At 42.1% G+C, this 22,208-nt stretch carries 18 protein-coding genes; 9 read left to right on the top strand and 9 right to left on the bottom strand.

Annotation, left to right across the window (positions count from 1 at the left end; all coding sequences use genetic code 11):
• Positions 1–102: 102 nt before the first annotated feature.
• A complete protein-coding gene (locus JT26_RS05470) occupies positions 103–1,200 on the bottom strand; it encodes a phosphotransferase enzyme family protein (RefSeq protein WP_036847332.1) in 1,098 nt (365 codons plus the stop codon).
• A gap of 760 nt (positions 1,201–1,960) precedes the next feature.
• Between JT26_RS05470 and cas6 the strand changes: the two genes are divergently transcribed.
• The 9 genes from cas6 (at position 1,961) to JT26_RS05420 (ending at position 11,254) form a co-directional block, all read left to right on the top strand.
• Positions 1,961–2,632 (top strand): CRISPR-associated endoribonuclease Cas6, encoded by a 672-nt coding sequence (gene cas6, locus JT26_RS05460; protein ID WP_036847327.1) that lies wholly within the window; start codon positions 1,961–1,963, stop codon positions 2,630–2,632.
• 9 nt (positions 2,633–2,641) lie between these two features.
• Positions 2,642–3,349, top strand: coding sequence for a type I-PGING CRISPR-associated protein Cas5p (gene cas5p, locus JT26_RS05455; protein ID WP_036847324.1), 708 nt, complete (start codon positions 2,642–2,644; stop codon positions 3,347–3,349).
• Complete coding sequence (gene cas8c, locus JT26_RS05450) at positions 3,336–4,829, top strand: type I-PGING CRISPR-associated protein Cas8c/Csp2 (RefSeq protein ID WP_036847321.1); 1,494 nt, start codon at positions 3,336–3,338, stop codon at positions 4,827–4,829. Before cas5p ends, cas8c begins: the two co-directional genes overlap by 14 nt.
• Before the next feature lie 12 nt (positions 4,830–4,841).
• Positions 4,842–5,762, top strand: coding sequence for a type I-PGING CRISPR-associated protein Cas7/Csp1 (cas7p, locus tag JT26_RS05445; protein ID WP_036790407.1), 921 nt, complete (start codon positions 4,842–4,844; stop codon positions 5,760–5,762).
• Positions 5,743–8,043, top strand: coding sequence for a CRISPR-associated helicase/endonuclease Cas3 (locus JT26_RS05440; protein ID WP_052110379.1), 2,301 nt, complete (start codon positions 5,743–5,745; stop codon positions 8,041–8,043). Before cas7p ends, JT26_RS05440 begins: the two co-directional genes overlap by 20 nt.
• Positions 8,044–8,057: 14 nt before the next feature.
• The gene (cas4, locus tag JT26_RS05435; RefSeq protein ID WP_036847318.1) at positions 8,058–8,576 is read left to right on the top strand and encodes a CRISPR-associated protein Cas4; all 519 of its coding nucleotides are present in this window, start codon (positions 8,058–8,060) and stop codon (positions 8,574–8,576) included.
• The gene (gene cas1b / locus JT26_RS05430) at positions 8,573–9,589 is read left to right on the top strand and encodes a type I-B CRISPR-associated endonuclease Cas1b (RefSeq protein ID WP_036847315.1); all 1,017 of its coding nucleotides are present in this window, start codon (positions 8,573–8,575) and stop codon (positions 9,587–9,589) included. Before cas4 ends, cas1b begins: the two co-directional genes overlap by 4 nt.
• Positions 9,589–9,852, top strand: coding sequence for a CRISPR-associated endonuclease Cas2 (gene cas2, locus JT26_RS05425; RefSeq protein WP_036790397.1), 264 nt, complete (start codon positions 9,589–9,591; stop codon positions 9,850–9,852). Before cas1b ends, cas2 begins: the two co-directional genes overlap by 1 nt.
• A gap of 733 nt (positions 9,853–10,585) precedes the next feature.
• Positions 10,586–11,254, top strand: a complete 669-nt coding sequence (locus tag JT26_RS05420; RefSeq protein WP_036847410.1) for a YceI family protein — start codon at positions 10,586–10,588, stop codon at positions 11,252–11,254.
• A 752-nt stretch (positions 11,255–12,006) separates the two neighbouring features.
• On the opposite strand, the gene JT26_RS05415 is transcribed toward JT26_RS05420, so the two are convergent.
• From JT26_RS05415 to JT26_RS05375, 8 genes are all read right to left on the bottom strand, one after another.
• Positions 12,007–13,668, bottom strand: a complete 1,662-nt coding sequence (locus JT26_RS05415; RefSeq protein WP_036847312.1) for a hypothetical protein — start codon at positions 13,666–13,668, stop codon at positions 12,007–12,009.
• Positions 13,669–13,711: 43 nt separating this feature from the next.
• The gene (locus JT26_RS05410; protein ID WP_036847308.1) at positions 13,712–14,878 is read right to left on the bottom strand and encodes a hypothetical protein; all 1,167 of its coding nucleotides are present in this window, start codon (positions 14,876–14,878) and stop codon (positions 13,712–13,714) included.
• A gap of 281 nt (positions 14,879–15,159) precedes the next feature.
• Complete coding sequence (locus tag JT26_RS05405) at positions 15,160–15,609, bottom strand: hypothetical protein (protein WP_036790391.1); 450 nt, start codon at positions 15,607–15,609, stop codon at positions 15,160–15,162.
• 72 nt (positions 15,610–15,681) lie between these two features.
• Entirely contained in the window at positions 15,682–17,529 is a 1,848-nt protein-coding gene (locus tag JT26_RS05400; protein WP_036847305.1) for a V-type ATP synthase subunit I, read from the bottom strand.
• Positions 17,526–18,140, bottom strand: coding sequence for a V-type ATP synthase subunit D (locus JT26_RS05395; protein WP_036847302.1), 615 nt, complete (start codon positions 18,138–18,140; stop codon positions 17,526–17,528). Before JT26_RS05395 ends, JT26_RS05400 begins: the two co-directional genes overlap by 4 nt.
• 6 nt (positions 18,141–18,146) lie before the next feature.
• Positions 18,147–19,469, bottom strand: a complete 1,323-nt coding sequence (locus JT26_RS05390; protein ID WP_036847299.1) for a V-type ATP synthase subunit B — start codon at positions 19,467–19,469, stop codon at positions 18,147–18,149.
• An 11-nt stretch (positions 19,470–19,480) separates the two neighbouring features.
• Positions 19,481–21,238 (bottom strand): V-type ATP synthase subunit A, encoded by a 1,758-nt coding sequence (locus JT26_RS10170; RefSeq protein WP_052110377.1) that lies wholly within the window; start codon positions 21,236–21,238, stop codon positions 19,481–19,483.
• 26 nt (positions 21,239–21,264) lie between these two features.
• On the bottom strand, positions 21,265–22,200 hold the full coding sequence (locus JT26_RS05375; protein ID WP_036847293.1) for a DUF2764 family protein: 936 nt from the start codon (positions 22,198–22,200) through the stop codon (positions 21,265–21,267).
• Between the last annotated feature and the right edge of the window lie 8 nt (positions 22,201–22,208).

Below are 22,208 nucleotides of genomic sequence, written 5' to 3'. Positions count from 1 at the left end.
GAAAAATCCGATTCGATTTTGGTCGAATCGGATTTTTTTATTGTCGGGACAGATAAAAAGATACCTTTGAAAAGGTCTCAAAAAGAGGATCTGTCCGCTCTATTACAGCCATTGAGCCATGAAAGCATCCATCTCTTCTGCCTTCTCTTCCAGCCTTTTGAAAAACTCAAACTGAGCCAAAGAGCGTTGCAGATTATGCTTCGGACTCTCTATCTTGTAGTAAGTATCACCGTTGATATAGTCTGTCAAGAAGCGCACGGTCTGCATATAAGTAAGCAATCTTCCGCCATAAGGGAGCAGACGGATCTCCTGAGGCGTTAGGAACGCTTGCGCACTCTCCATATATCCACGAGTGTAAGCCTCGAATATAGGCATATTGACGCCGATCTTCTCAAGCTCCGGCTCATCTTCTCTGCCTGTATTCACTGCTGTACGGATGAAGTCGCCTATATCGGAAAGAACAAATCCCGGCATAACCGTATCGAGATCCACCACGCAGAGCACCTTCTTTTCATTCTTATCGAAAAGGATATTGTTCACCTTCGTGTCGCAATGGTTCGTACGCATCGTGAGCTTACCCTCCTCATACAGTCTCTCTTGAATGCACATCTTTTCGGCACGGCTTTCAAGCTCATCCACTAACCACTGTACCTCCGACAGTCTGCCCGCTTTATCCTCTTTCACCGCATCCCTTAGCTGACCGAGGCGAAACGTCATGTTGTGGAAGTTTGGAATGGTATCGCCCAACACTCCGGCAGGAATATCCGCAAGCATCGCCTGGAACTCGCCGAACGCTTTACCTGCTTCGTAGGAAAGCTCCGGAGTAACAGCCTCGTAGCTCACGCTGTCCGGAATAAAGAGGCATACGCGCCAGTAGCTCTCTCCATCGAAATGATAGTTTTTGCCATCTTTGGTACGGAAAAATGTCAGCACCTTTCTGTCCAAATCTTTCTCTCCTCGCTCCGACAGTTTCTTGCGGATATGCTCCGTAACTGCAAAGATATTGTTCTGAAGCGTCTCCACATCCGTAAAGATCAGATGATTGATACGCTGTAAAATATACTTGAACTCTCCATCGGACATCCTCACTCCGAGAGTGTCATTGATGTGTCCGTTACCTACGGGCACCACTTCCACAACCTCTCCCTCGATAGGAAAATGCTGAAGAATAGACGCATAGTCGGCTCTTATATTCGTCATAAATAGAAGGGTTTATAAGGGTTTACTAAATCTTTTGTGTCCATAAACACGCGACCATAAAGATACTATTTTTTCTCCGTATCTCTTCCTGTATCTTCCTTGCAGCACTCCTTTCTGTTTTTGTTTACCATACAACACTCCCTACTACCGAAGCCCGTATCTTCTTCACGGCATTTCTTCCTGCTTTTGTCTATCCTACAACCTTCCCCACTACCGAATCCCGTATCTTCTTCACGGCTCTCCATCTTGCCGTATAGCCGTTCAGAAGTTCAGATAACCCTGTTCACATCTTTCGTTAAACAGGATAAAGAGTTCAAATCACGAGTTGATTTCCAAAATTCAAGCCTCGATTTCTCAAAACCCAATCTCGATTTCCAAAAATCTACCCTTGATTTTTATACCCCATGTCCTGACTTCCACAATTGTTTGCTTTTAGAACTATTTTTATTCTTGATAAAGAATATTTATAAATACGCTTATGCCATCTTTTCATCATCAAACATCATAAGACCATTCCTTTTCATCTCTTTCCTAAACTGTATTTTCCCTCTTTTGCGAGCTGTTATTCTCTTTATCTGTTTTGTTATTAAATGATTAAGACATTCTTTTATCCTTTTGGATAAACTTCTTGTGAAGCAAACCGAACGATCTTACAATCGTCGTTATGATCATCTTATTGTTTTATAACATAGATTGGAATATTAGTGTTTATTGACTATATTTGGAGGAAATAAAATCCCCGAAATACATTTAACAATTTATGAAGATTAAATTAAGCATATCCGGAAATAATAGTTTTGTCCCTTTTGTTCATCAACCTTTACTTGTTGGAACCATTCAAAAATGGTTGGGAGATAATGAATGGCATGGGAATAAATCGCCTTTTAGTTTTTCTCGACTTAGAGGAGGACGAGCGGTAAAGGGTATGAACGGAATGATGTTTGAATCCACCGGGAGCCTTATCATAGGTACTCCATACAAGGAAGTTTTAGATAGATTCATAGATGGAATTTCTAAAGATCCAACCATGTTCAATGGCTTAGTAGTCCAAGAAATATTGGTCATGGGAGATCCTGATCTGTCAGGTTGTGATATATTCTATCCGGTAAGCCCCATTTTGTTGAAGCAAAAACAACCGGAAGGAGGATACTCTCATATTATTTTTTCAGATAAGGAAGCAGATAAGGTGCTTACAGAATCACTTCAAGCAAAACTCAGAATGGGGGGGCTTGAAGACCCTTCTGCTTATGCGGAATTTATTAGAGATAGCGGAGGGGCTAAGGGGATGCTCATAGATTATAGAGGAGTTAAAAATAAAACGAGTTGGTGTCCGATCAGAATCGTTGGTAAGCCGGAGACAAAACTATATATCTGGAATATAGGAATAGGACACTCTACCGGTATAGGTTTTGGTTGTATAACAGACAAATAGATTATCAGTATGAATACAACAGAAAAAAGCATAAATCTTGAGATCCTTCGGGATGTTCCGGAACTTACGGATAAGATTCAACTCATCTTAGAACCTCTTGTCCCTCTTTCAATGGTTTCAGAGTTCCCGGGATCTTACTATAAAACTTTGGACGTTCCAAGTAAAAAAATGCTATGCGGACTATTTGAAAATATTTTCGGATGGCATTTCAGTCCTAAGTGTAGGGAAGATATAATTAAGGAGATCTCCAAAATCAGAAAGAAGAGAGATAAAGCATATAAACACGAAAAGTATGACTATTCTTCAAGCTATAAGCCACTTCTAATGGAACATTTTGATGTTCTTAAGTGTGAGATAAAGTCAGAGGGTGAAGTGATAAAGTTTAATGATTTTTGGAAAAGGCAGTATAGGAGAGGGGATGCAGGAAAGACACATGTGGGTGGATGTTCCAGTATGGATTATCGTGTAATTAAAGATCTTGAAAACATTGTTAAAGATCCAAAGTTATTTGAGACAACAAAAGGATATTTCCCTACTTACTATACAACGCCAACCAATAGGGAGTATGTGGATATTGGAGGTCGTTACGTGATAGATCTTAAGGTTTCACCATTTCTCGGAAAGCTCTTGCTTGGGTCTTTGGATAACAACATGGGGTATTTAGGAACAAGTGAAGGTTGGATAAATATTAAAGTTGGATACTATGAAAATAAATGAACATCCTCTCATTAAATATGCAGAAGCTCTTCTTTTATTTAGAAAAGAAGATTCTGCCGATGCAAAAACAGAGGAGCTGTCTCTTTTAGAGGAGATTAGACACTGTAAAAATCGTTTTCGTCTAATGCCTAATGAGGCTTGGGAAGGAAAAGAAGACGTTTCTTATGACTATATTGCAAAAGAGAAAGGAAATACGGAAAAGGGAGTGTTCCTTTCTCCTAGCATTATGTCTACTGATATGCTTGCTGGTAATGTGTGGAAGAGTCTGAGTGCATACGAAGCGACCTTATGTGAGTCAGATTGTGATCTTGAAAAGATGAAGGAGGTTGTGATGTCTGAAATACCTCTTGCTGGAGAATTTTTGGGATTTACTGAAAAAGGAGGAATAACAAGAAGTAAGCCTAAAGCTTCTATCAAAGAGAAAATCTTGGGTACCATAGCGACTACGACTGATCTGAAGCCATGTTGTCAGCACGAAGGAAGTAACTTTTGTATTATACCTGATCTCTCTGCTGAGCGAATGCTTGACTTCATATATGTTTTTGATAGAATGATGAGACAGAGAACAGAGGGATTATTTAAGGGAAGAGTAATCAAGAATAAACCCAAACGTCCGCTTCTGTATCGTGGAAATTATCCCGGAGCGCCGAAAAGTTTTGTGATGAATGGAATATCTTTACTCGCCGCATTGGGAGAAATGACAAAGGATTCCGAGTGCTCCATTCGGGCAGAACGCGTTTTAGACGCACTAAAATCTGCTGATATCTATCTGATACAATATGGGGATGCAAAGCCATTTTCGTATAATCATTATATTATAGAATTGGCGAAGCAAAAGCAATTGCGTGGCATAGTCGATGGGATGTATTACTCTAGACTTTACAAGTGTGGAAAAAGAATAGCACAGAAGTCTGTTAGTATTGAATATGAACGTTTCGATTTTGCGTTGTCTCGTTTTTTACACTTGTTTAATTCCTCATCTTTCAAGGATTTTATGGTATTTAGAGCAGAATATCCTGTTAGTGCAGAATTATTATTTAATACATATTTTATAAGGATAGAAAAAATGGATCAGAAAGTAGTGGAATCGGCAAAAAGCCTTGGACAATGGCTAAATAAAATAGCCTCTAAGGTAGCTTTTAAGGAGCTGGAAAAAGCCAAAGGTTCTCCAAACTATTGGCAAAAGTGGGAAGAGATAAAATTTAAGACCTTAGTTGAGTTAGAAAGTTCGATATTTTCAGCTAAAAATGGTCCTGCCATGATTGCTCAAATCTTGACAAGGGCTGGTCGAATTTCAAATACAGATGCTCCTTTTGAAGCTTCTCTGTTTATTGAAAATACAATTATTGGAAACATCCCATTGGATAGTGCCAAGGATATTCTTATAGCTTTTTCTCGAATAAAAAGTGAAAAGCAGTCAATGGAGCAAGAAGACATTGATGACGTGGAAGATGATAGTGAAGATCTAAATAACGCATAAAAAAGAAATGAGATGAATATTACAGGAATTTTGGTGTCTATAGTAGCACCCTTTGAAAACCATATTGCTAATGGTGGAGATAAGCTGTTGGGTAATGCTAATTCTATTAAAAGAAGACCCGATGGTAGAGTCTATGTTAGTGGACAAATGCAGAGACATGTTTTGTTTTCCGCAATGGATAGGCTTAATATGGTAGATCCGGAAAGAAAAGATACTTTTCTTTCTAATGCTGATGGTATTACTTCTTTGGTCGAAAAAGACTTGCGTGCTGATCTTGGAGGTTTTATGAATCCTAGTAAAGGAGGATATACAGATCGACGTATTGCACCTCTTTCTGCAACTTATGCAGTTTCTCTAAATGAAAGTAATGTGGGGAGAGATTTATTGGTGAGGATAAAGTATGACGCCAATGCCAAGGAACAGGCTATGGCGACTAAAGAGTTCAGTGAACGGGATTCTATGTTGATGAATTTTCATTTGGATGTAAGTGCTCTAAGTATATCCAAATTATTTAATTATGAAGAAACATTAAATGTTGGAGTTAAATACGTCAAGCATGCGACCGAGCAAGAAAGAAAGAGAAGAGTAAAGCTTTATCTGGAAGCAACCAGAATGATGAATGACTATGCAAATCAAGCAAGAAATGCTATTTGTGGGGAACCGGAAAAAGTATTTATTGTTTTTGATGAACATTTGAGTAGAAAGGCTATGAGATATTTTAGTGCTGATGAGCAAGAGAGAAAGAATATTATAGCCGAACTGGATAGTAGAAATGCAAAGTATTTTATAGGAGACGATAAAACAGAGAATAGCGTCAATAAAGCATATAGTGACGCACTTGCTTTCTTAGAAGCAAATAATCTCTTTGATCCTTCTGAAAAAGATGAGAGGGGAAATGAGATTATAAAGAAATATGAAGACATATTCAAATAGGGTAAATATATCAGAGGAAAAATCCAAGATTTTGGCTAAACCTTCGGGAATCACATTAGAGGAACATACCTCTAATGTGGTTCGTGAAGGAGAGACTATTGTTGCCATATTGCCGGCGACTAAGGAGAAATATCATAGCTTTAGCGGAAAAGATTTCTCCAGAAGATTGGAGTTGGCTTGTAGATATCATGACGAAGGAAAGAGAGAAAAGTGTTGGCAACAAGCTTGTTGGAAAGACTATGAAAACTTTGTTTTGTGGTTAAAAAAGGAACAGACTAAATCTTTTTCACAGTATCAATTAGAGAGAGGAACAGAAGTAGGAAAAAATCTCCGTATGGTGGGAATCCGTCACGAGATTTATTCCATAAAGTCCGTTCAGAAAAAATTTCCTCTTTGGCTTAAGGTCGCCATTGGAGCACACCATGGAAAATTGGGATTTCGATATGAGGAACGATGGAAACAAGAGGCAGGAAAGGAGATTTGGATAGAGTTCTTGAAGGAGTCTAATAATATTTCAGAATCAGGTGATACTGAAAAATTAGCAATAGAGCATTATTGTTATGCAGGTCCAAGAGGTCTTTTAAGATTAGCCGATCACAGAGCGAGTGCAAGAGAAGAAGGTTTGGATGTTGTTGATATTTCTTCTTTTGAGTATTCCTTTCCCTCGAATTGGGAAAAACGCACTGTCCAAAAACTTGTAGAGACAAATTGGAAGAAAGATTTTCTTTTAGTACGTGCTCCCACAGGGGCAGGAAAAACAGATGCTGCTTTACTATGGGCATCCAAACAGATAGAAAATAAGAGAGCCGATCGATTGGTGATTGCAATGCCAACCCGGTTTACATCTAATGCTTTAGCTATTAACATTTCTAAGACACTTTCTGATACAGGGTTGTATCATTCGACATCGTGGCATGTAAAGTATCAGAGTGCTGTAGAGATGGGACATTCTAATGTGCAAAAAGAGCGAATGACTCACCAATTAGCTAGGTATTTAGCTACTCCTATAACTGTCTGTACTATAGATCATCTGTTAATGGCATTAACACTGAGTCGAGAAGATCATCATCTTATTACTTTTAATCTTGCTAATTCTTGTTTAGTGGTAGATGAAGTGGACTTTTATGATGATTTCACACAAGCAAATATTAGAGTTTTGTTAGAACTTTTGAGCTATTGGAAAGTTCCTATTCTCATGATGAGTGCTTCTCTTCCAGACTCAACTCTTTCAGAATATCGTGAACTTGGATATTCTAATGCAGAGCTTATTGAAGATGATTCCGATTATCAAAGGGTCAGATTTTTTATAAGAGACATCCAGAAGAGAGAGGGATTGGAGAATATTGAGAATACTTTACAAATAGCATTGGAGAAGAAGACTGCTATTATTTATGCCAACGCCGTAGATAGGGCAATAATGTATTACGATTGGTTTAGGAGTAGAGGGGTAGGAGTAGAGGATGTTGTACTGTATCATAGTAGATTTTCAGAGCCGGATAAAAAGAAAAAGGAGGAGCTTCTAATAGAGATGCTTGGGCGAAATGCTTGGGAAAAAGGAGAGGCAAAAGGATTTGCTATTCTAACCCAAATAGGAGAAATGAGTATAAATATAAGCTCTGATATTATGATATCGGATATATGTCCGATAGATAGACTTACTCAGAGAGCGGGGCGACTCTGTCGTTTTGATAATAATAAGATAGGAGAACTTTATATTATAGTTCCTCTAAAGAATGGTTGTATGTACCCGGCTCCCTATGGATCTTATGACAACAAAACAAAGAGTTGGAAAGCTTGTGATGCACTAACAAGTACAATAGATCTGATCTCTAAAGATTGTTATTCTGCGCAAATGCTTATTGATTTGGTCAATAAGGTATATTCAGAAGAACGTAGATATTCATTTGAAGCACAAGATAATGCAAGAAAATTGAGAAATTCATTTCGAGATAATTGGATGATCAATCCCATGAATAATCCGGAGAAAGAAGATACAAACAATGATTTCTGGAAGTCTCGTGATATATCTCCACAAGAGACTGTTTATGTAGAACGTCCTCCTAAAAAGTACTTTTCTTCACGCATGGAATTTGAAATATGGAAATTGTCTCATTCGGTAGATATTCCCATATACATGTTTGAAAAAGGAAATAAAACTCATATGATAAGTCAAGAAAAGGTTGTCATAGGAGAGCAAGATCTGAGTATTTTTGTTGTAAATACAGGTTTTTATTCTTTTGAAAAGGGTATAGATCTAAAGGAGTCAGATGTCTTTTTATAGTCTGTTGGATGTCAATGTTTATCACCGGTACTCATTTCAACTACTATTTAGTCTGTCACAGAAAGCTATGGCTATTTTCTTCCGGGATCACTATGGAGCATACATCGGATCTTGTGTACGAAGGAAAGTTGATTCATGAGAATAGCTATCCGCAACGATCCTTGCGGTACGAGGAGTTGGAGCTTGATGGTATAAAGATAGACTACTATGATGCTAAAAACAAAGTGGTACATGAGATAAAGAAATCGGATAAAATAGCACCTGCGCATAGGCTTCAGCTTCTTTACTACCTCTATGTCCTCGAGCAGAATGGAGTGGTCGGTGCAACCGGGATATTGGAATATCCGAAACTCAGACGGCGCGAGGAGGTTTTGCTAACGGATATGGACAGAGAGCAGATACAGGAGATTGGAGAAGAGATAGAAAGAATAATAGAGAGTAAAGAGTGTCCTCCTGTGATATCATCTAAGATATGTAAGAATTGCAGCTATTACGATTTTTGTTTTTCCGGGAAAGAGTCAGAGCAGTTATGAAGAAAAGTTATTATCTATTCAATCCGGGAGAGTTGTCAAGGAAGGACAATACTCTTCGCTTTACTCCCATCGAAGAAGATGGAAATGGTATTGAGCATTTCGGACAGCCTCGATACATTCCGATAGAGGGCATAAACGATCTTTTTGTCTTTGGTTCTCTGAGGGCAAATAGCAGTTTATTCAACTTCCTTGGACAGAATGGCGTGGATGTTCACTTCTTTGACTATTACGAGAACTACACCGGATCTTTTATGTCAAGAGATGCCTTGCTCTCCGGCAAGATGTTATTGGCACAGACTAAAGCTCATCTGGATTTTGAGAGACGCCTGTCGCTTGCCAAAAAGTTTATAAAAGGAGCTGCTTTCAATATGCAGAAAAATCTCAGCTACTACAATAACAGAGGGAAAGATGTGCAGGATATCATAGATCAGATCTCGGCTCTTGCTTCACATTTGAATGCTGCGGATTCCATCGAAGCCGTTATGGGCATCGAGGGAAATATCAGAATTGCCTACTATGAGGCTTTCAATACCATCATAGATCATTTTGAAATGGGAGCAAGAAGCAAGCAACCACCCAGAAATGAAGTGAACGCCCTTATCTCTTTTGGTAATATGATGTGCTACTCCCAGTGTCTGAAGGCGGTACATCAGACACAACTCAATCCCACCATCAGCTTCCTCCACACTCCCGGAGAGCGACGATACTCTCTCTGCTTGGATATCTCTGAAGTCTTCAAGCCGATACTTGTGGATAGGACGATATTTAAGGTTTTGAACAAAAGACTCATTCAGGAGAGACATTTCGATAGAAAGCTGAACAGATGTATTCTTAATCCAAACGGGAAGAAGATTTTTGTTCAGGCTTTTGAAGAGAGACTTTCCGAGACCATCAAGCACAGAAGATTGGGGCGTTCCGTCAGCTATAAACATTTGGTAAAGTTGGAGTGTTACAAACTGGCAAAAGATCTGCTTGATATAGAGGAATACGAACCATTTAAGATGTACTGGTGATGTATGTGATCTTGGTATATGATGTGGGAGAAAAGCGAGTGGCAAAGATGCTGAAGCTGTGTCGGAAATATCTCAACTGGATTCAGAACTCCGTGTTTGAGGGAGAAATCACCGAAGTAAAGCTTCTCGAACTCAAAATGGAAGCCTCTGATATAATGGATGAAGAGGAGGATAGTGTTATCATCTTTTCTTCCCGACAGCACCGCTGGTTGGAAAAAGAGATAATAGGAAAAGAGAAAGCCTCTGTGGATATTTTCTTATGACACGGCTCAATGTCTGTTTCTGGTCCTCTTTTACTCTATTATTGTAGTTTTCGGAAAGGGATTGCAGGTGTTGATTCTCATAGAATAATAAATTCCCGAATGCTATTATGGTTTTCTGTTATCGGATTTGCTCAGCCTTTTATTCTGGATTATAGCCTTTTAGATATCTTTTGCTTTCTGTTTTTATCTGCTTTTCTCGTAAATTTGAGAGTATCAATCGCACTTTAGCGGAATTAAAACTTCCTTGCTTACCATTTGATTTATAATTATTTTTACTTTCAATTGTACCTAAGGGGAATTAAAACTGCTCTTTGCATTTTGCGTCAAGCATCGAAATTCTCTCTATCAATCGTACCTTAGAGGAATTAAAACGCGAGATATGCGTTCGTTGCAAAAGTTCTTCTTGCTCTATCAATCGTACCTTGGTAGAATTAAAACTCAATCTAAATCTGTAAACTTGCAAAGCTCCATGCTAATATCAATTGTATCATACAGAATTGAAATGGAGAGAGGGTAATGTCTGTATGATTGCTTTAATTATTCTTGACTATACCCTCAACAGCTCCAAATTTTTCCTTGAATCCCTTTGATCGTGTTTGCAAGGCTGCTTTTATCGGTGTTTTCATCCCAACATCAAGATGTTTAATCTTTTAGAGCTGTGAAGAGAGTATTTTTGTACTTTTGTATGACCATATTTGAGAGTGGTATCGGTATCTCTAAAAATGGGAATAGTATGAAGTTAAGACAGATATTTTTTGTGGTAATCTTTCTGTTCGGATTGCTTTCCTGCTCCGGAAACAGGCAGGCGAGCAGGACTTCCGAAGCGGTGCCTGTGGAGGCTATGTCGGATATGGCTTCCTCGGTAAAGAGCCTGGCGATAGATGCGGATGGCAGCGATGTCAAGTGGACCGGCTATAAACCGACCGGTAAGCACTGGGGGGAGGTGAAGATAGCGAGTGGAGAGATCCGGATAGACCCTAAGACTATTTTGGTACTTGGCGGTAAGATTGTGCTCGATATGAATAGCATAGAGGTGGACGACTTGGATGATAACTCTCCGGATAAGGTCAAACTGGAGACGCATCTGAAGAGTGAGGACTTTTTTAACGTGAAAGAGTTCCCGGAAGGTCTCTTTGAAGTTACCGGCAGTGAGCCTATCGAAGGCTCTAAAGCTCAGATGTTGTCCGGTAATCTGACCCTGAAAGGGGAGACGCTGAATGTCTCTTTCCGTGTAACCGTAACCAAAGGAGGTGAGGGCGAATACGAAGCCATGAGCGAGACCATCGTATTGGATCGTACAAAGTGGGGAATCAACTATGCGTCCAAAAACATCTTCAAGGATCTGAAAGATAACTTTATTGATGACCATTTCGAGGTTGTTCTGGAGATAGAAGCAAGATAGACTTTGTAGTAACCACTTTTAGTGAGGAGAAAAGAAATAGCGAGGAGAGTGTCTAAGATTTTTGGACACTCTCCTCGTTTCTGCTTCCTGCCGGGTCGGACTCTTTATTTTTATATATTCCATCCCATTTATCAGTCCGGATTTCCCCTGTTTCTATTTGGGTCGAAGCTGTTGTTTTTAGAGCAGAACCGAAATGTTAAATCGGCTTGTTTTATTTACACTTATTTGCTTTCAGGGATAGGAAAAAAGCTGAACAGATTCGGTTTTTCAACTAAACGTATTCAGATTTTTTCTGAATACGTTTACTGTTTTCATTAAACACGTTTATTGATTCCTCTGAATACTTTTAATGGATTGCTTAAACGTATTTAGAATTTTTCTTGAAGTCTTGATTATCAGCGGAATAGCTATTTTAACGGTTTTTGAACGGGATTTTATATGATTTTATCATTAGGGAATATTTACGATTAAGGTATTTGTTTTTAACGAATATTGGCTCAAAAACAGCCCTTGAAAGCGATCGGAGGGCGATTGGAACTCATTTTCGAGATTCTGTGTATTGCCCTGTTTTCCAGGGTGATATGGTCTGCTCAAGATTTTGAGAGAGTAAATTCAAGAGGAAGAAGAGAGTCTTGGAAGAGGAAAAACAGCCTTCTGTTTTTATATAAAAGTGCACATGAAAAAAGCTCATCTTTAAGGAGAATATCCCCAAAGATGAGCTTTCCCATTGGTTATACGAGTCTTTTTTCTGATCAGTATCTGTAAGTGACGCCTAACAATATTTGGTGAGACATCTGTTTCATATTACCCCCCTTGGATGGGAAGACATAAACGTTGTTGTCTGCCTTGTAGGAAGATGAGGTGAACGGATATGCCTTAGCCGAACGAGTGTTGTTTACATACGCCAAGTCCAGAGAGAAACCATTCTTGAATGCGTAGCCGATACCGAGTGTGTAGTACTGATTTTTTCCTTTGGTCAGGATAAAATCGGACATTGTTCCGGATGTTCCGACATCTTCTTTGAGTCCGTTTTCGTCTTCACCCAGTACATCAAGATCTTTAATCGGGTTGGAGTAGATGGCCGCTCCTCCTCGAATAGAAAGCTGACGTGTAGGTTTAAGTTCCAAACCGAATCTATGGCTTGTTACCGCTCCGTAATACTCTTTGATGTATTGGTTGTTGCTGTTTTCGACACCATTGTCAAACTTCAGTCTGGTCGAGCCTGCATTGGAATAGTCAAAGTCATACGTTACAACTCCATAACCTCCCAAGTAAATCATGGCACTGGCTGTGATGACGCCGGGTCTGATCAGAGAGTATTGGGTGTAGTAGTCTTTCGGAGTGCTATAGCTGAACGGGCTTTTATCTTTGTCGTATCTCCAGTTGAAACTTCTGGCTTCTGCGATATACTCATCCTTGAGTGCCAAGACTTGCGGAGTAAGATAAGAGACGCCGATACGACCGAAATCACCAAGACTTATAAGTGCTCCGAAAGTGGCACTGACGCCTTGACCGGAGGTGTTGAGGTGATTGCTGATTTCGAGATAGTCGTTAGAGGCAGCTCCTTTGTAGTCGCTGTAGTTGTCCGTATAAAACTTATTACTATCGAATGCCTCGCCATAGTAGGTTTTCTTATTGTAGTTGATGCTGTGCAGTCTGAGCGTTGCTCCGAAGTGCAGATACTCTCCGGAAGAGAACCCAAGAGAGAAGTCGAAAGACTTATCCGCGCCTCTCTCCTGAACTTTAAGCGTGGAGTGGTCCGGAGCAGAGCTCAGATTCTCGTAGATGAACGTACTGCGATAACGGTCTGTACCATCTACGTGTTCTATGAGACCTGCATTCTCGGCAAAGATCGGAAGCCATTCGTAGCCGGAGTTATAAGGATTGTTTTTCTTGGTATCCTGAATGGCAGCAGGAGGTATCTTGTATGCCATTCTCGCCGCATAGTCGGCAATGGAGACCGGCATACCGTCTGCTTCCATGCGATAAGCGCGTCCGAACTCTTTGTCTCTGTTGTAAGAGAATGAGAGATTCACACCACGACCCAATCTGGTCGAGGGTAGCACAAATGTAAAGTTGTTTAACGCTCTCGGCCTGTGAGTGGTAGAGATACCGGTCTTGGTATTCATACCCCACTCGGTAGCAGTGTTGAGATTGCCAAATCCGAATGTTCCGTGTATGATGTGTGAGGTGTAGAGGTTTACACCAGCGGGATTGATCCGTATGGCAGAAGGGTCTGCTCCCAATGCTCCGACAGCTCCACCCATACCCATGGATCGGGCTGTACCATTGAGAGCACGCTCTGTAAGGTTTTGAGCATCCCGCTCATTCTGTGCCTGCAAGCCTGAGAAGGAGCATAAGACAAGCCCCAATCCCAGCATTCCTTTGATACTATATGATACTATTCTTTTCATCAGTGTTTCTCTTTGTTGTGAAAGACTATAAGATCAAGACGCTTTATCTTCTGCCGCGTCCGCCTCCCGAACCGCTGCCGGAGTTGTGATTTCCGCCTCCGGAAGAAGAGTTGGATGAACCTGAACTGCTACTGCGTACAGAAGATGAGTTGGACGACGATGAGGACGAACCGCTTCTGTTGTAGTAGTCGTAAGAGGATCTTGATCGGTTTTCATAGCTTCCGTAGTTGCTGCCACGGTTATAGTCTGTTGCTCCCGAACGTCCACTGTTGCGATACACTCCTCCTCTGCCACTGTTGTAGTTAGGATCATTGCCGCTGCGATACCTGTCGAGCGTGCGACCATAATCCTGACCATAACGTGAACCTAAGGAAGAACCATCGGAGCTATATCTGCCTCTTATGTTATTGTTGCTACCATAGCCGGAACGTCCGGTGTAGGAATGCGTTTTAGGAGTAGAGTAGTAGCCTCCGTATCCATAGTAGTCGTATCCGTAGCTATAATCGTAGAAGTAGTGCGGACGATATGGGCGGTAGTAATAGCCACCCCAATAGTCGTAGCCGTAATACGGACCACCCCAACCCCAATAATGGTGTCTCGGATAGCCCCAGAAGTCCCAATAGGAGTCGTACCAAGGATAGTAGTATCCGTAATATCTGTAATATGGATAAGGATATCCCCAATCTCTCCATGGTCTGTAACCGAAAGAGATGTTTATGGAGACATTGTTGTAGTCGTCGTAGCCGTAGTAGCTGTCTGTCCATGGATTGTAACGGACATCGTCCACGATATAAACATCGGCATCCCTTAGCACTACCGTGTTGTCCGAATGGAATCTTTTGATTCTCTTGGAGTATTTTCCATTTGTTCTCGGACGTTTTCCTCCTTCGAGTCTATCGAGGTTGGCTTCCATCTCTTCGGATGAAATGCCTTCCCATCCCTTTCCTCTTCTGTTGTAATAGTCTATGAGATCGCTTTCGTAAGTCTCTTCTTTTTTGAGTTGCAACAGCCTTGCAGCTCGCTCTTCTTCCAATTTTTTCCTCTTTTCTGCTTTTCTTTTGAGGTATTCGAGATGTTCCTTTTCTTCTCTTTCCTTGAGCTTTTTCACTTGGGAAGGAGTCAGATAGGCGTCATCTTCATATTGGGCAACAGCAACCGAGCTACCCAAAAAGGCTGCCAATAGGGCAACAAGTAAAAATTTTGTCTTCATGGTTGTTACTGTTTTTATGTATTGTTTATTGATTATCTTGTTTCTTTTTGGTGGATAAGTGGGCTGTTTTGTGCCTCTTTTCCGCACGAAATATAGTGATTATTTCCGAGAAACCCTTGATTCCATCTATTTTAACCTGCTTTAGACAAGGTAAGGTATTATTTTAATAAAAAGAGTGAAGCAACAAAAACACTCCCGAAAAAGTACTTGCCTCTTTTCGGGAGTGTTTTTAGGTTTTTATTCTTGGAAAGACCAATAATCGACGTTTCTTGCTTGATCTATTAGAAAGCAAAGTAAGTCAAGATAGCAACAAGCAGAGCCAAGATCGCGTAAAGCTCCGGGAATACTGCCATAACAAGGCTGGATACCATAACATCGTGTCCGGAAGCCAATCCTGCAATACCGTTAGCACACACTTGCGCTTGTCTGATAGCAGAGAAGAGAGCCACTACACCAAGAGCAAGCCCTGTGGCAAGGATAGCCCATGCTTGTACAGAGGTGATAGCTTCTGTAAGGAATCCTTTTGCAAAGAAGAATGCCAAGAAACCGTAGATACCTTGAGACGATGGAAGGGCGGATAGTGTAATGTATGAAGCCATCTTTGTAGGGTCTTTTTTCATCGCTCCTACCACTGCATTACCTGCGATTGTAATACCGACGCTACTTCCAATACCGGAGAGGATTACCATGAAGGCTATACCGAGCCATCCTAACATCAAATTCATTTCCATGAGATAATCGTTTTATTTAAGTGTTTATTATTTTGTTTTTATCTGTAATATCTATTTGTACAAGAAGATTTCTTACTGTACTTCTTCCGTATTCAGCTTTTGAAGAGGCTTGTACTCGACTCCTCCTCCCTCATAATCGGAGTTATTAAAGTACTCTACGAAGATGAGACGTATCGGGTGTACGAATGCTCCGATGAGACATAAGCCAAAGTTGATGGCATGACCGAGAGCCAATATAATAAGCATCGGCAACCATTTAATATATATAGGTAGTCCCCCGGTAACCTGCATGGCAAGATCGTTGAACACACCACCGAGAATACCTCCGGCAAGTCCGATCGCAAATAGACGGATATAGGATAGAGTGTCTCCTAATAGCCCGGAAGCTGTATTGTAAGCCGTCCAAACTGCACTACCGACATTGATGAGCGGATTTTTACCGGGAGAGTTGAAGAAGACAATGAATATTCCGAAGAGTGCGAGGAGTCCATATACGGCATAAGTTACCCACTGAGGAAGCTCTATCTTCAGCAACGGAAGAGAGAAAAAGAGTACTCCGGTGAGTATCAGAAATGCCCATGCAAACTGCGATACGGAATATTTGAGTCCTTTTTGCTTGGTCGTTTTTACCGCCTTTATGACTTTCGCAAAGATGATCTGTACCAATCCCAAAGCAATAGCAATGATCATGATATTATCTTGCGATAGGAAGAAGGCTTTGAAAGGAGCTAAGAATGGAATATTGACATACTGCACGCCAAAGAATGTTCCCATGAAGAACGACACAATAATGGTTGCTCCTCCAAGATATTGCAGCATAGTCATCATTGCCTGCTTGTCCGGAGAAGACTTTCTTTTTATTAGTGTGGCTGCAAGAAGCAGGATTATGCCATAACCTCCATCCCCAAAACACATTGCAAAGAACAGCATGAAGAATGGTGCTACAAACGGAGTGGGATCAAGCTCGAAGTAGTTGGGGAATGAGTGCATCTTGATGATCGGCTCAAATGCCCTTGCAAAGAAGTTGTTCTTAAGCTTGATGGGTACTCTTTCTCCTTCCTTTATTTCTATTTCTGCAAAGGCATAACCCTCTTTATCCAGAGCACTCTCCATTGCCTCTGCCTTCTTTTGAGGCAACCAGCCTTCGAGTACGACGAGCTGATCATCAAAGAGAGATACACCTTGAAGACGGGCATCATCCATTCGGTAAGTCTCTTCAAGGGAGAGCTGATATGCTTGAGCAATCTCTTTGTGTTGTGCTAATGCCGAGAGTTTAAGTTGTTCCTCTTTTAATCTGACCGAGAGTGTTTCATTTTCTGCTTCAATATCCGAGATGCTTCTGTTCGGGACATCCAACAGACTACTTTCGGGAAGATCCTTTGTAGTAAGCTCTTGTGGCGAAAGCGTTACAAAGTAAAAGAGCCTTTGAGAATCCCCTATAAATACCGCTCCAAACAGCTCTTCCCACTGTTCGTTATAGGCATTTGCCGGCACTGTCCAGAATTGAAGCTGAAGACCGTCCTTTCTGAATTTTTCTACGATGCTTGGATCAAAATCTCCCCAGACAGAGAGAGAAGATATGGTCTCCTTGTTTGCCGCAATCTTTTGAGAAAGCTGTTTGATCTGCTTTTGAGCCTCCAAGAATGTGGCAACATACTCTTCACCATTTTGTGGCACAACAAAATCGGAATGCTGTGCTTGCTGTTCTTCTTTGGCTTCAGCTTTCCGGATGATCTCCAACAGGGTAAGAATGGTTGCAATCTCCTTTTTCTTTCCCAAAAGAGACTTGATATTTTCTATCTCATCTGTATTCCGATTCTGGCGGATATGAATCACTCCGAGTGATTTCAGCCGTTCCAGAAACGCTTCGTGTTCTTTCCTGTAGATGAGGAAAGAGTATTTACTCATAGGTACTATCATACTGCTTTCACCTCCTCTTCTGCTTTACGTTCTAAGTTTGCCCGCATGATTTTTTGTGCTGCCTTAGCCAAAGATTCTTCGTCTTCCAGATACCTTTTAATCTTTCTTATGGCATCCTGATAGCCCGGAATCTGTACCTTCTCAAAGAGATTCACTTTTTGAGTCGTTTTCTTTCTGGCATGTTCGAGCAGATTCATTTTCATGCGTTCAAATTCTGCCTGTATCCCTACCGTTGCAAGCTCCTTGACCAGAGAGAGACCCTCCATAAACCATGCAGGATGAGCAGCAAGGCTAAATGGTTTTACATTGAACTCGACATCCGATAGCAATGGAATGACCACACCTGCAATCTTTCTTGTCGCCATCTTCACATCTTTTACTTCCAAGAGTGAAGGATCCAGTTCATTCCAAAGAGCCTTCATGTTGTCATACGTTCCGAGACGCATTTCCAACTCATTCTCAAGTCTCTCTACTTCGCTCTTGGTTCGCTTTACCTCCATACGCAGTGCACTCTCCTTGCTTTTTATTGTAGGAAGAGCTCGCACACGCACTTTGAGTTGCTTCTCCTGCTGTTGTAGTGAGGTCTTATTGTATTGGAATTTAATAGCCATTATCTCTTACTTTGAGGGCCAATACTTATCTACCAAATCTTGACGGATGTTTACCTCTTCCGGTTTGAAGTATTGAGAGAAGAGACCCCAAGTAGTATCCAACATTTGGGTATTGTTCAAGTTGACGTCTATCGCCAACAAGTGGCGAGAGTAATCCTTGGCAAAGTCGAGCGTTCGAGAGTCATACTCGGTAAGGTCAAAACCGTTTTCCAACTTGGTCTGTGCATTGGAAGCATCGGAGTATAGACGTACAGCGGCATTCATCACCTGAGGATGATCTTCTCGTGTTTTCTTTCCGATTACAAGCTGTTTTAGGCGAGAAAGACTCCGGAATGGGTCTACGATAACCTTTCCTACCTGAGTATCTCTACGGAGATAGAGCTGCCCTTCGGTGATGTAACCGGTGTTGTCGGGAACGGCATGCGTAATATCTCCTCCCGATAGCGTTGTAACCGCAATTATGGTGATAGAACCTCCGTCGGGGAACTGTACTGCCTTTTCATAGATCTTAGCCAAATCCGAATAGAGAGAGCCGGGCATCGCATCCTTGGAAGGGATTTGATCCATCTTGTTAGACACGATCGCAAGAGCATCGGCATAGTTTGTCATGTCCGTCAGCAGTACCAACACTTTCTTGTGTTCCTCTACTGCAAAATACTCTGCTGCCGTAAGAGCCATGTCCGGAATAAGTACACGCTCGACCGAAGGGTCTTCTGTCGTATTGATAAAAGAGATAATACGATCCAGTGCACCTGCATTAGTGAAAGTGTTTTTGAAGTACAGGTAGTCGTCATTCGTCATACCCATTCCTCCAAGAATAATGAGATCACTTTCCGCACGAAGTGCTACCGTAGCCATCACTTGGTTAAAAGGTTGGTCAGGGTCTGCAAAGAACGGAATCTTTTGCCCTGTTACCAGGGTATTGTTAAGGTCGATACCGGCGATACCCGTAGCTATCAGTTCGGATGGCTGTTGCCGGCGAACAGGGTTTACCGAAGGGCCTCCGATCTCCACCTGTTTACCTTCAAGCTGCGGACCATCATCTATTGGTTCGCCATAGGCATTAAGGAAACGTCCGGCAAGAGACGGCCCCACTTTGAGCGATGGAGAGTTTCCGAGGAAAACCACTTCCGCATTGGTACGAATATCTTCTGTACCACGGAAGACCTGAAGAGTAACCTCATCGTCTTGTATCTTCACTACTTGAGCCAACTTTCCATCTATTGTTGCCAGCTCGTCATACCCTACATCCTGTGCCTTAATGGTGCAGGTTGCTTTGGTTATCTTCGTAACCTCTGTATATATTTTCTGGAATGCTTTATTCGCCATCGTCTTGAATCTTATTTAAGAGTCTTGTCATTGATAACACTCTGTAGTTCTACCTCATACTTCTTAAAGCTCTCATCTTGGAACTTTGCGTAGTTCATCTGCTTGAGCATATTGATGAGCTTTTTGAAGAATGCCGATACATCGTTGAAGTCTTCAAAGTCGTATTCGCCTCTACAAATGTTTACCACGATCTCCAACATATATTTCTGTCTTTGCAGAGGAGTGATACAGTCTATCGAGTCGAAAGCATCCTGTTGGAGCAGAACAAAGTCTATGAGTTCGGATTTCCAGAATATATCGTGATACTCAACCGGCACACCATCGTCTCCGAGAATGTTTATCTGTTCGGCTATCTCCTTACCACGTTGCATTCTGGTACGGCATTCGTGTACCATTTTGAGCCACTCTTTTCCTGTTATAGCGGAGATATACTCTTCAAATTCCGGGTATTCCAGATACTTCGAGTAGGAGTCTATCGGATTCACGGCCGGGTATCTCTTCTTGTCCGCACGGTCTTGTTCGAGGGCATAGAAGCATCGAGCCACCTTCTTGGTATTTTCCGTTACAGGCTCTTTCAGGTTACCTCCGGCAGGAGATACCGTTCCGATGAATGTAACGGAGCCGCTCTCGCCATTCTTAAGTTCTACATAACCTGCACGAGAATAGAAGTTGGCAATGATGGCAGAAAGGTCCATTGGGAATGCGTCCGGTCCCGGAAGCTCTTCCAAACGGTTAGACATTTCACGAAGAGCCTGTGCCCAACGAGAAGTAGAGTCTGCCATCAGAAGCACTTTAAGCCCCATCGCCCGGTAATATTCCGAGATAGTCATCGCCGTATATACGGATGCTTCACGAGCCGCTACCGGCATGTTGGATGTGTTGGCTATGATAATGGTACGCTCCATAAGCTTTCTTCCTGTGTGAGGGTCCACCAGTTCCGGAAACTCTTTGAAGATCTCCACCACCTCGTTGGCACGCTCACCACAAGCCGCTATAACCACTATATCCGCTTCTGCCTGCTTCGAGATGGCATGCTGAAGTACGGTCTTACCTGTACCGAAAGGACCGGGGATGAAGCCTGTACCCCCTTCCACCATCGGGTTGAAGGTATCTATGATACGTACTCCTGTTTCAAGGAGTTTGTATGGTCTTGGTTTATTCTTGTATCCCGGTACGGGCAGCTTCACGGGCCAGCGTTGTACCATCGTTACCTTATGCTCGTTACCGTCTTTGTCTTCAAGCACGGCAATAGTGTCCGTAAGTGCATAAGTTCCGGCAGGAGCGATGCTCTTCACGGTGTAGATACCCTTAAACACGAAAGGCACCATTATTTTATGGCTCTTGTAGCTCTCGTCCACTTCTCCAAGCCAAGACGCCGCTTCAACCTCATCACCTGCTTTGGCAATGGGGGTAAACTCCCACTTGGAATCCATTTCCAACGGTGGAGTATAATCGCCTCTCTTTAGAAAGACACCCTCCATCTTGTCCAAATCATTCTGCAAACCGTCAAAATTCTTGGAGAGAAGCCCGGGGCCGAGTTGCACTTCAAGCATATGTTGCTCGAAGCGAGCCTTATCTCCGACTCTCATACCGCGTGTACTGTCGAAGACCTGAACATAGGCGTTCTTTCCAATGATCTTGATAACCTCGCTCATCAGTTCGGTTCCCCGCACTGAGATATAGCAGATCTCATTTTGAGCCACCGGTCCATCCACCTCTATCGTTACGAGGTTAGACACAATGCCTCTTACTATCCCGGTTGTTTTCATGCGAATATGTTCTATCGTGTAGGTATTTATACTTTTTCTGTTTGTTGATTATCGGCAACGCTTTTCGACTTGTTTTTTGTGCTCTCCACAAAGTTTGCAAGCTTCTGTTTGCCATCGCTGTTGAGCGAACTTATCAGGGTGCGGAATGCCATTTCTCCCTGTTCTTTATCCAGTGTAGTCCATCGTTCTATGATTCTCGTCTTAAGGAAATAGACCATCATAGCCTCTATGGAGAAGGTGTCGGAGAATACAACTTCATCGAGGAATCGCCAACGGATCGTGTCCAAGTGGCGTTCTCTCGTGTAGAGATTGCTCTCTTCCGATACTTTTATAATCTCTTGGAGCGTGTCGCTTCCGGGTAAAAACTGCAGATCTGTCCAGGAAGAGAGGCGGAGGATCTCTGTCAAAGGAGAGGCTCCGACCAGATAAGACGAAATATCCAATCCGAACTTCTTGGCAGTGGTTGCCGCCATGATATTTGCTATATGGGCGTTCAGATCCACCCACTTCTTCACAAATCCTATTGCCTTCTTGCGGATATGGTCGTAGTATGCCACAGCAAGAAAATCTTCCGCAAACCCTTTGGCTCCATTCTGTTCAAACTTGCCCTCCAGATACTCTTCGACAAACCGAACCATATATGCCGGTACATTTTCGGGTATCGGAGTCGGCTCGTCGTTCTCCTCGTCTCTGCGCTCTTCTACGGCACGGATCAGTGTCCTGAGTGTCTCTTCTCCGAGAGCGACCGGTACGGTCGGGGTCTCAGTGGGAAGCCCTTTGAGCAGCTTGATGAGAGTCTTGTTGTCCTCCTGCAGAAAGAGCAGCTCCATCTGCCGAATGTCTCTTTTGGAAAACTGAGGACGCATCATCTCTTCCCACAACTCAAGTGAAGAGTAGGAAAGAGAGGTTTGTTCCTGTTTAAGTCCGGGTAGCTCCGCACCTAATGTATAGTAATGCGCCATCTCGCAGT

The sequence above is a fragment of the Porphyromonas sp. COT-108 OH1349 genome, assembly GCF_000768755.1.
Lineage (GTDB): Bacteria > Bacteroidota > Bacteroidia > Bacteroidales > Porphyromonadaceae > Porphyromonas_A > Porphyromonas_A canoris.
The sequence above is the reverse complement of the archived record's forward strand: the minus strand, read 5'-3'. Positions and strand labels throughout refer to the sequence as shown.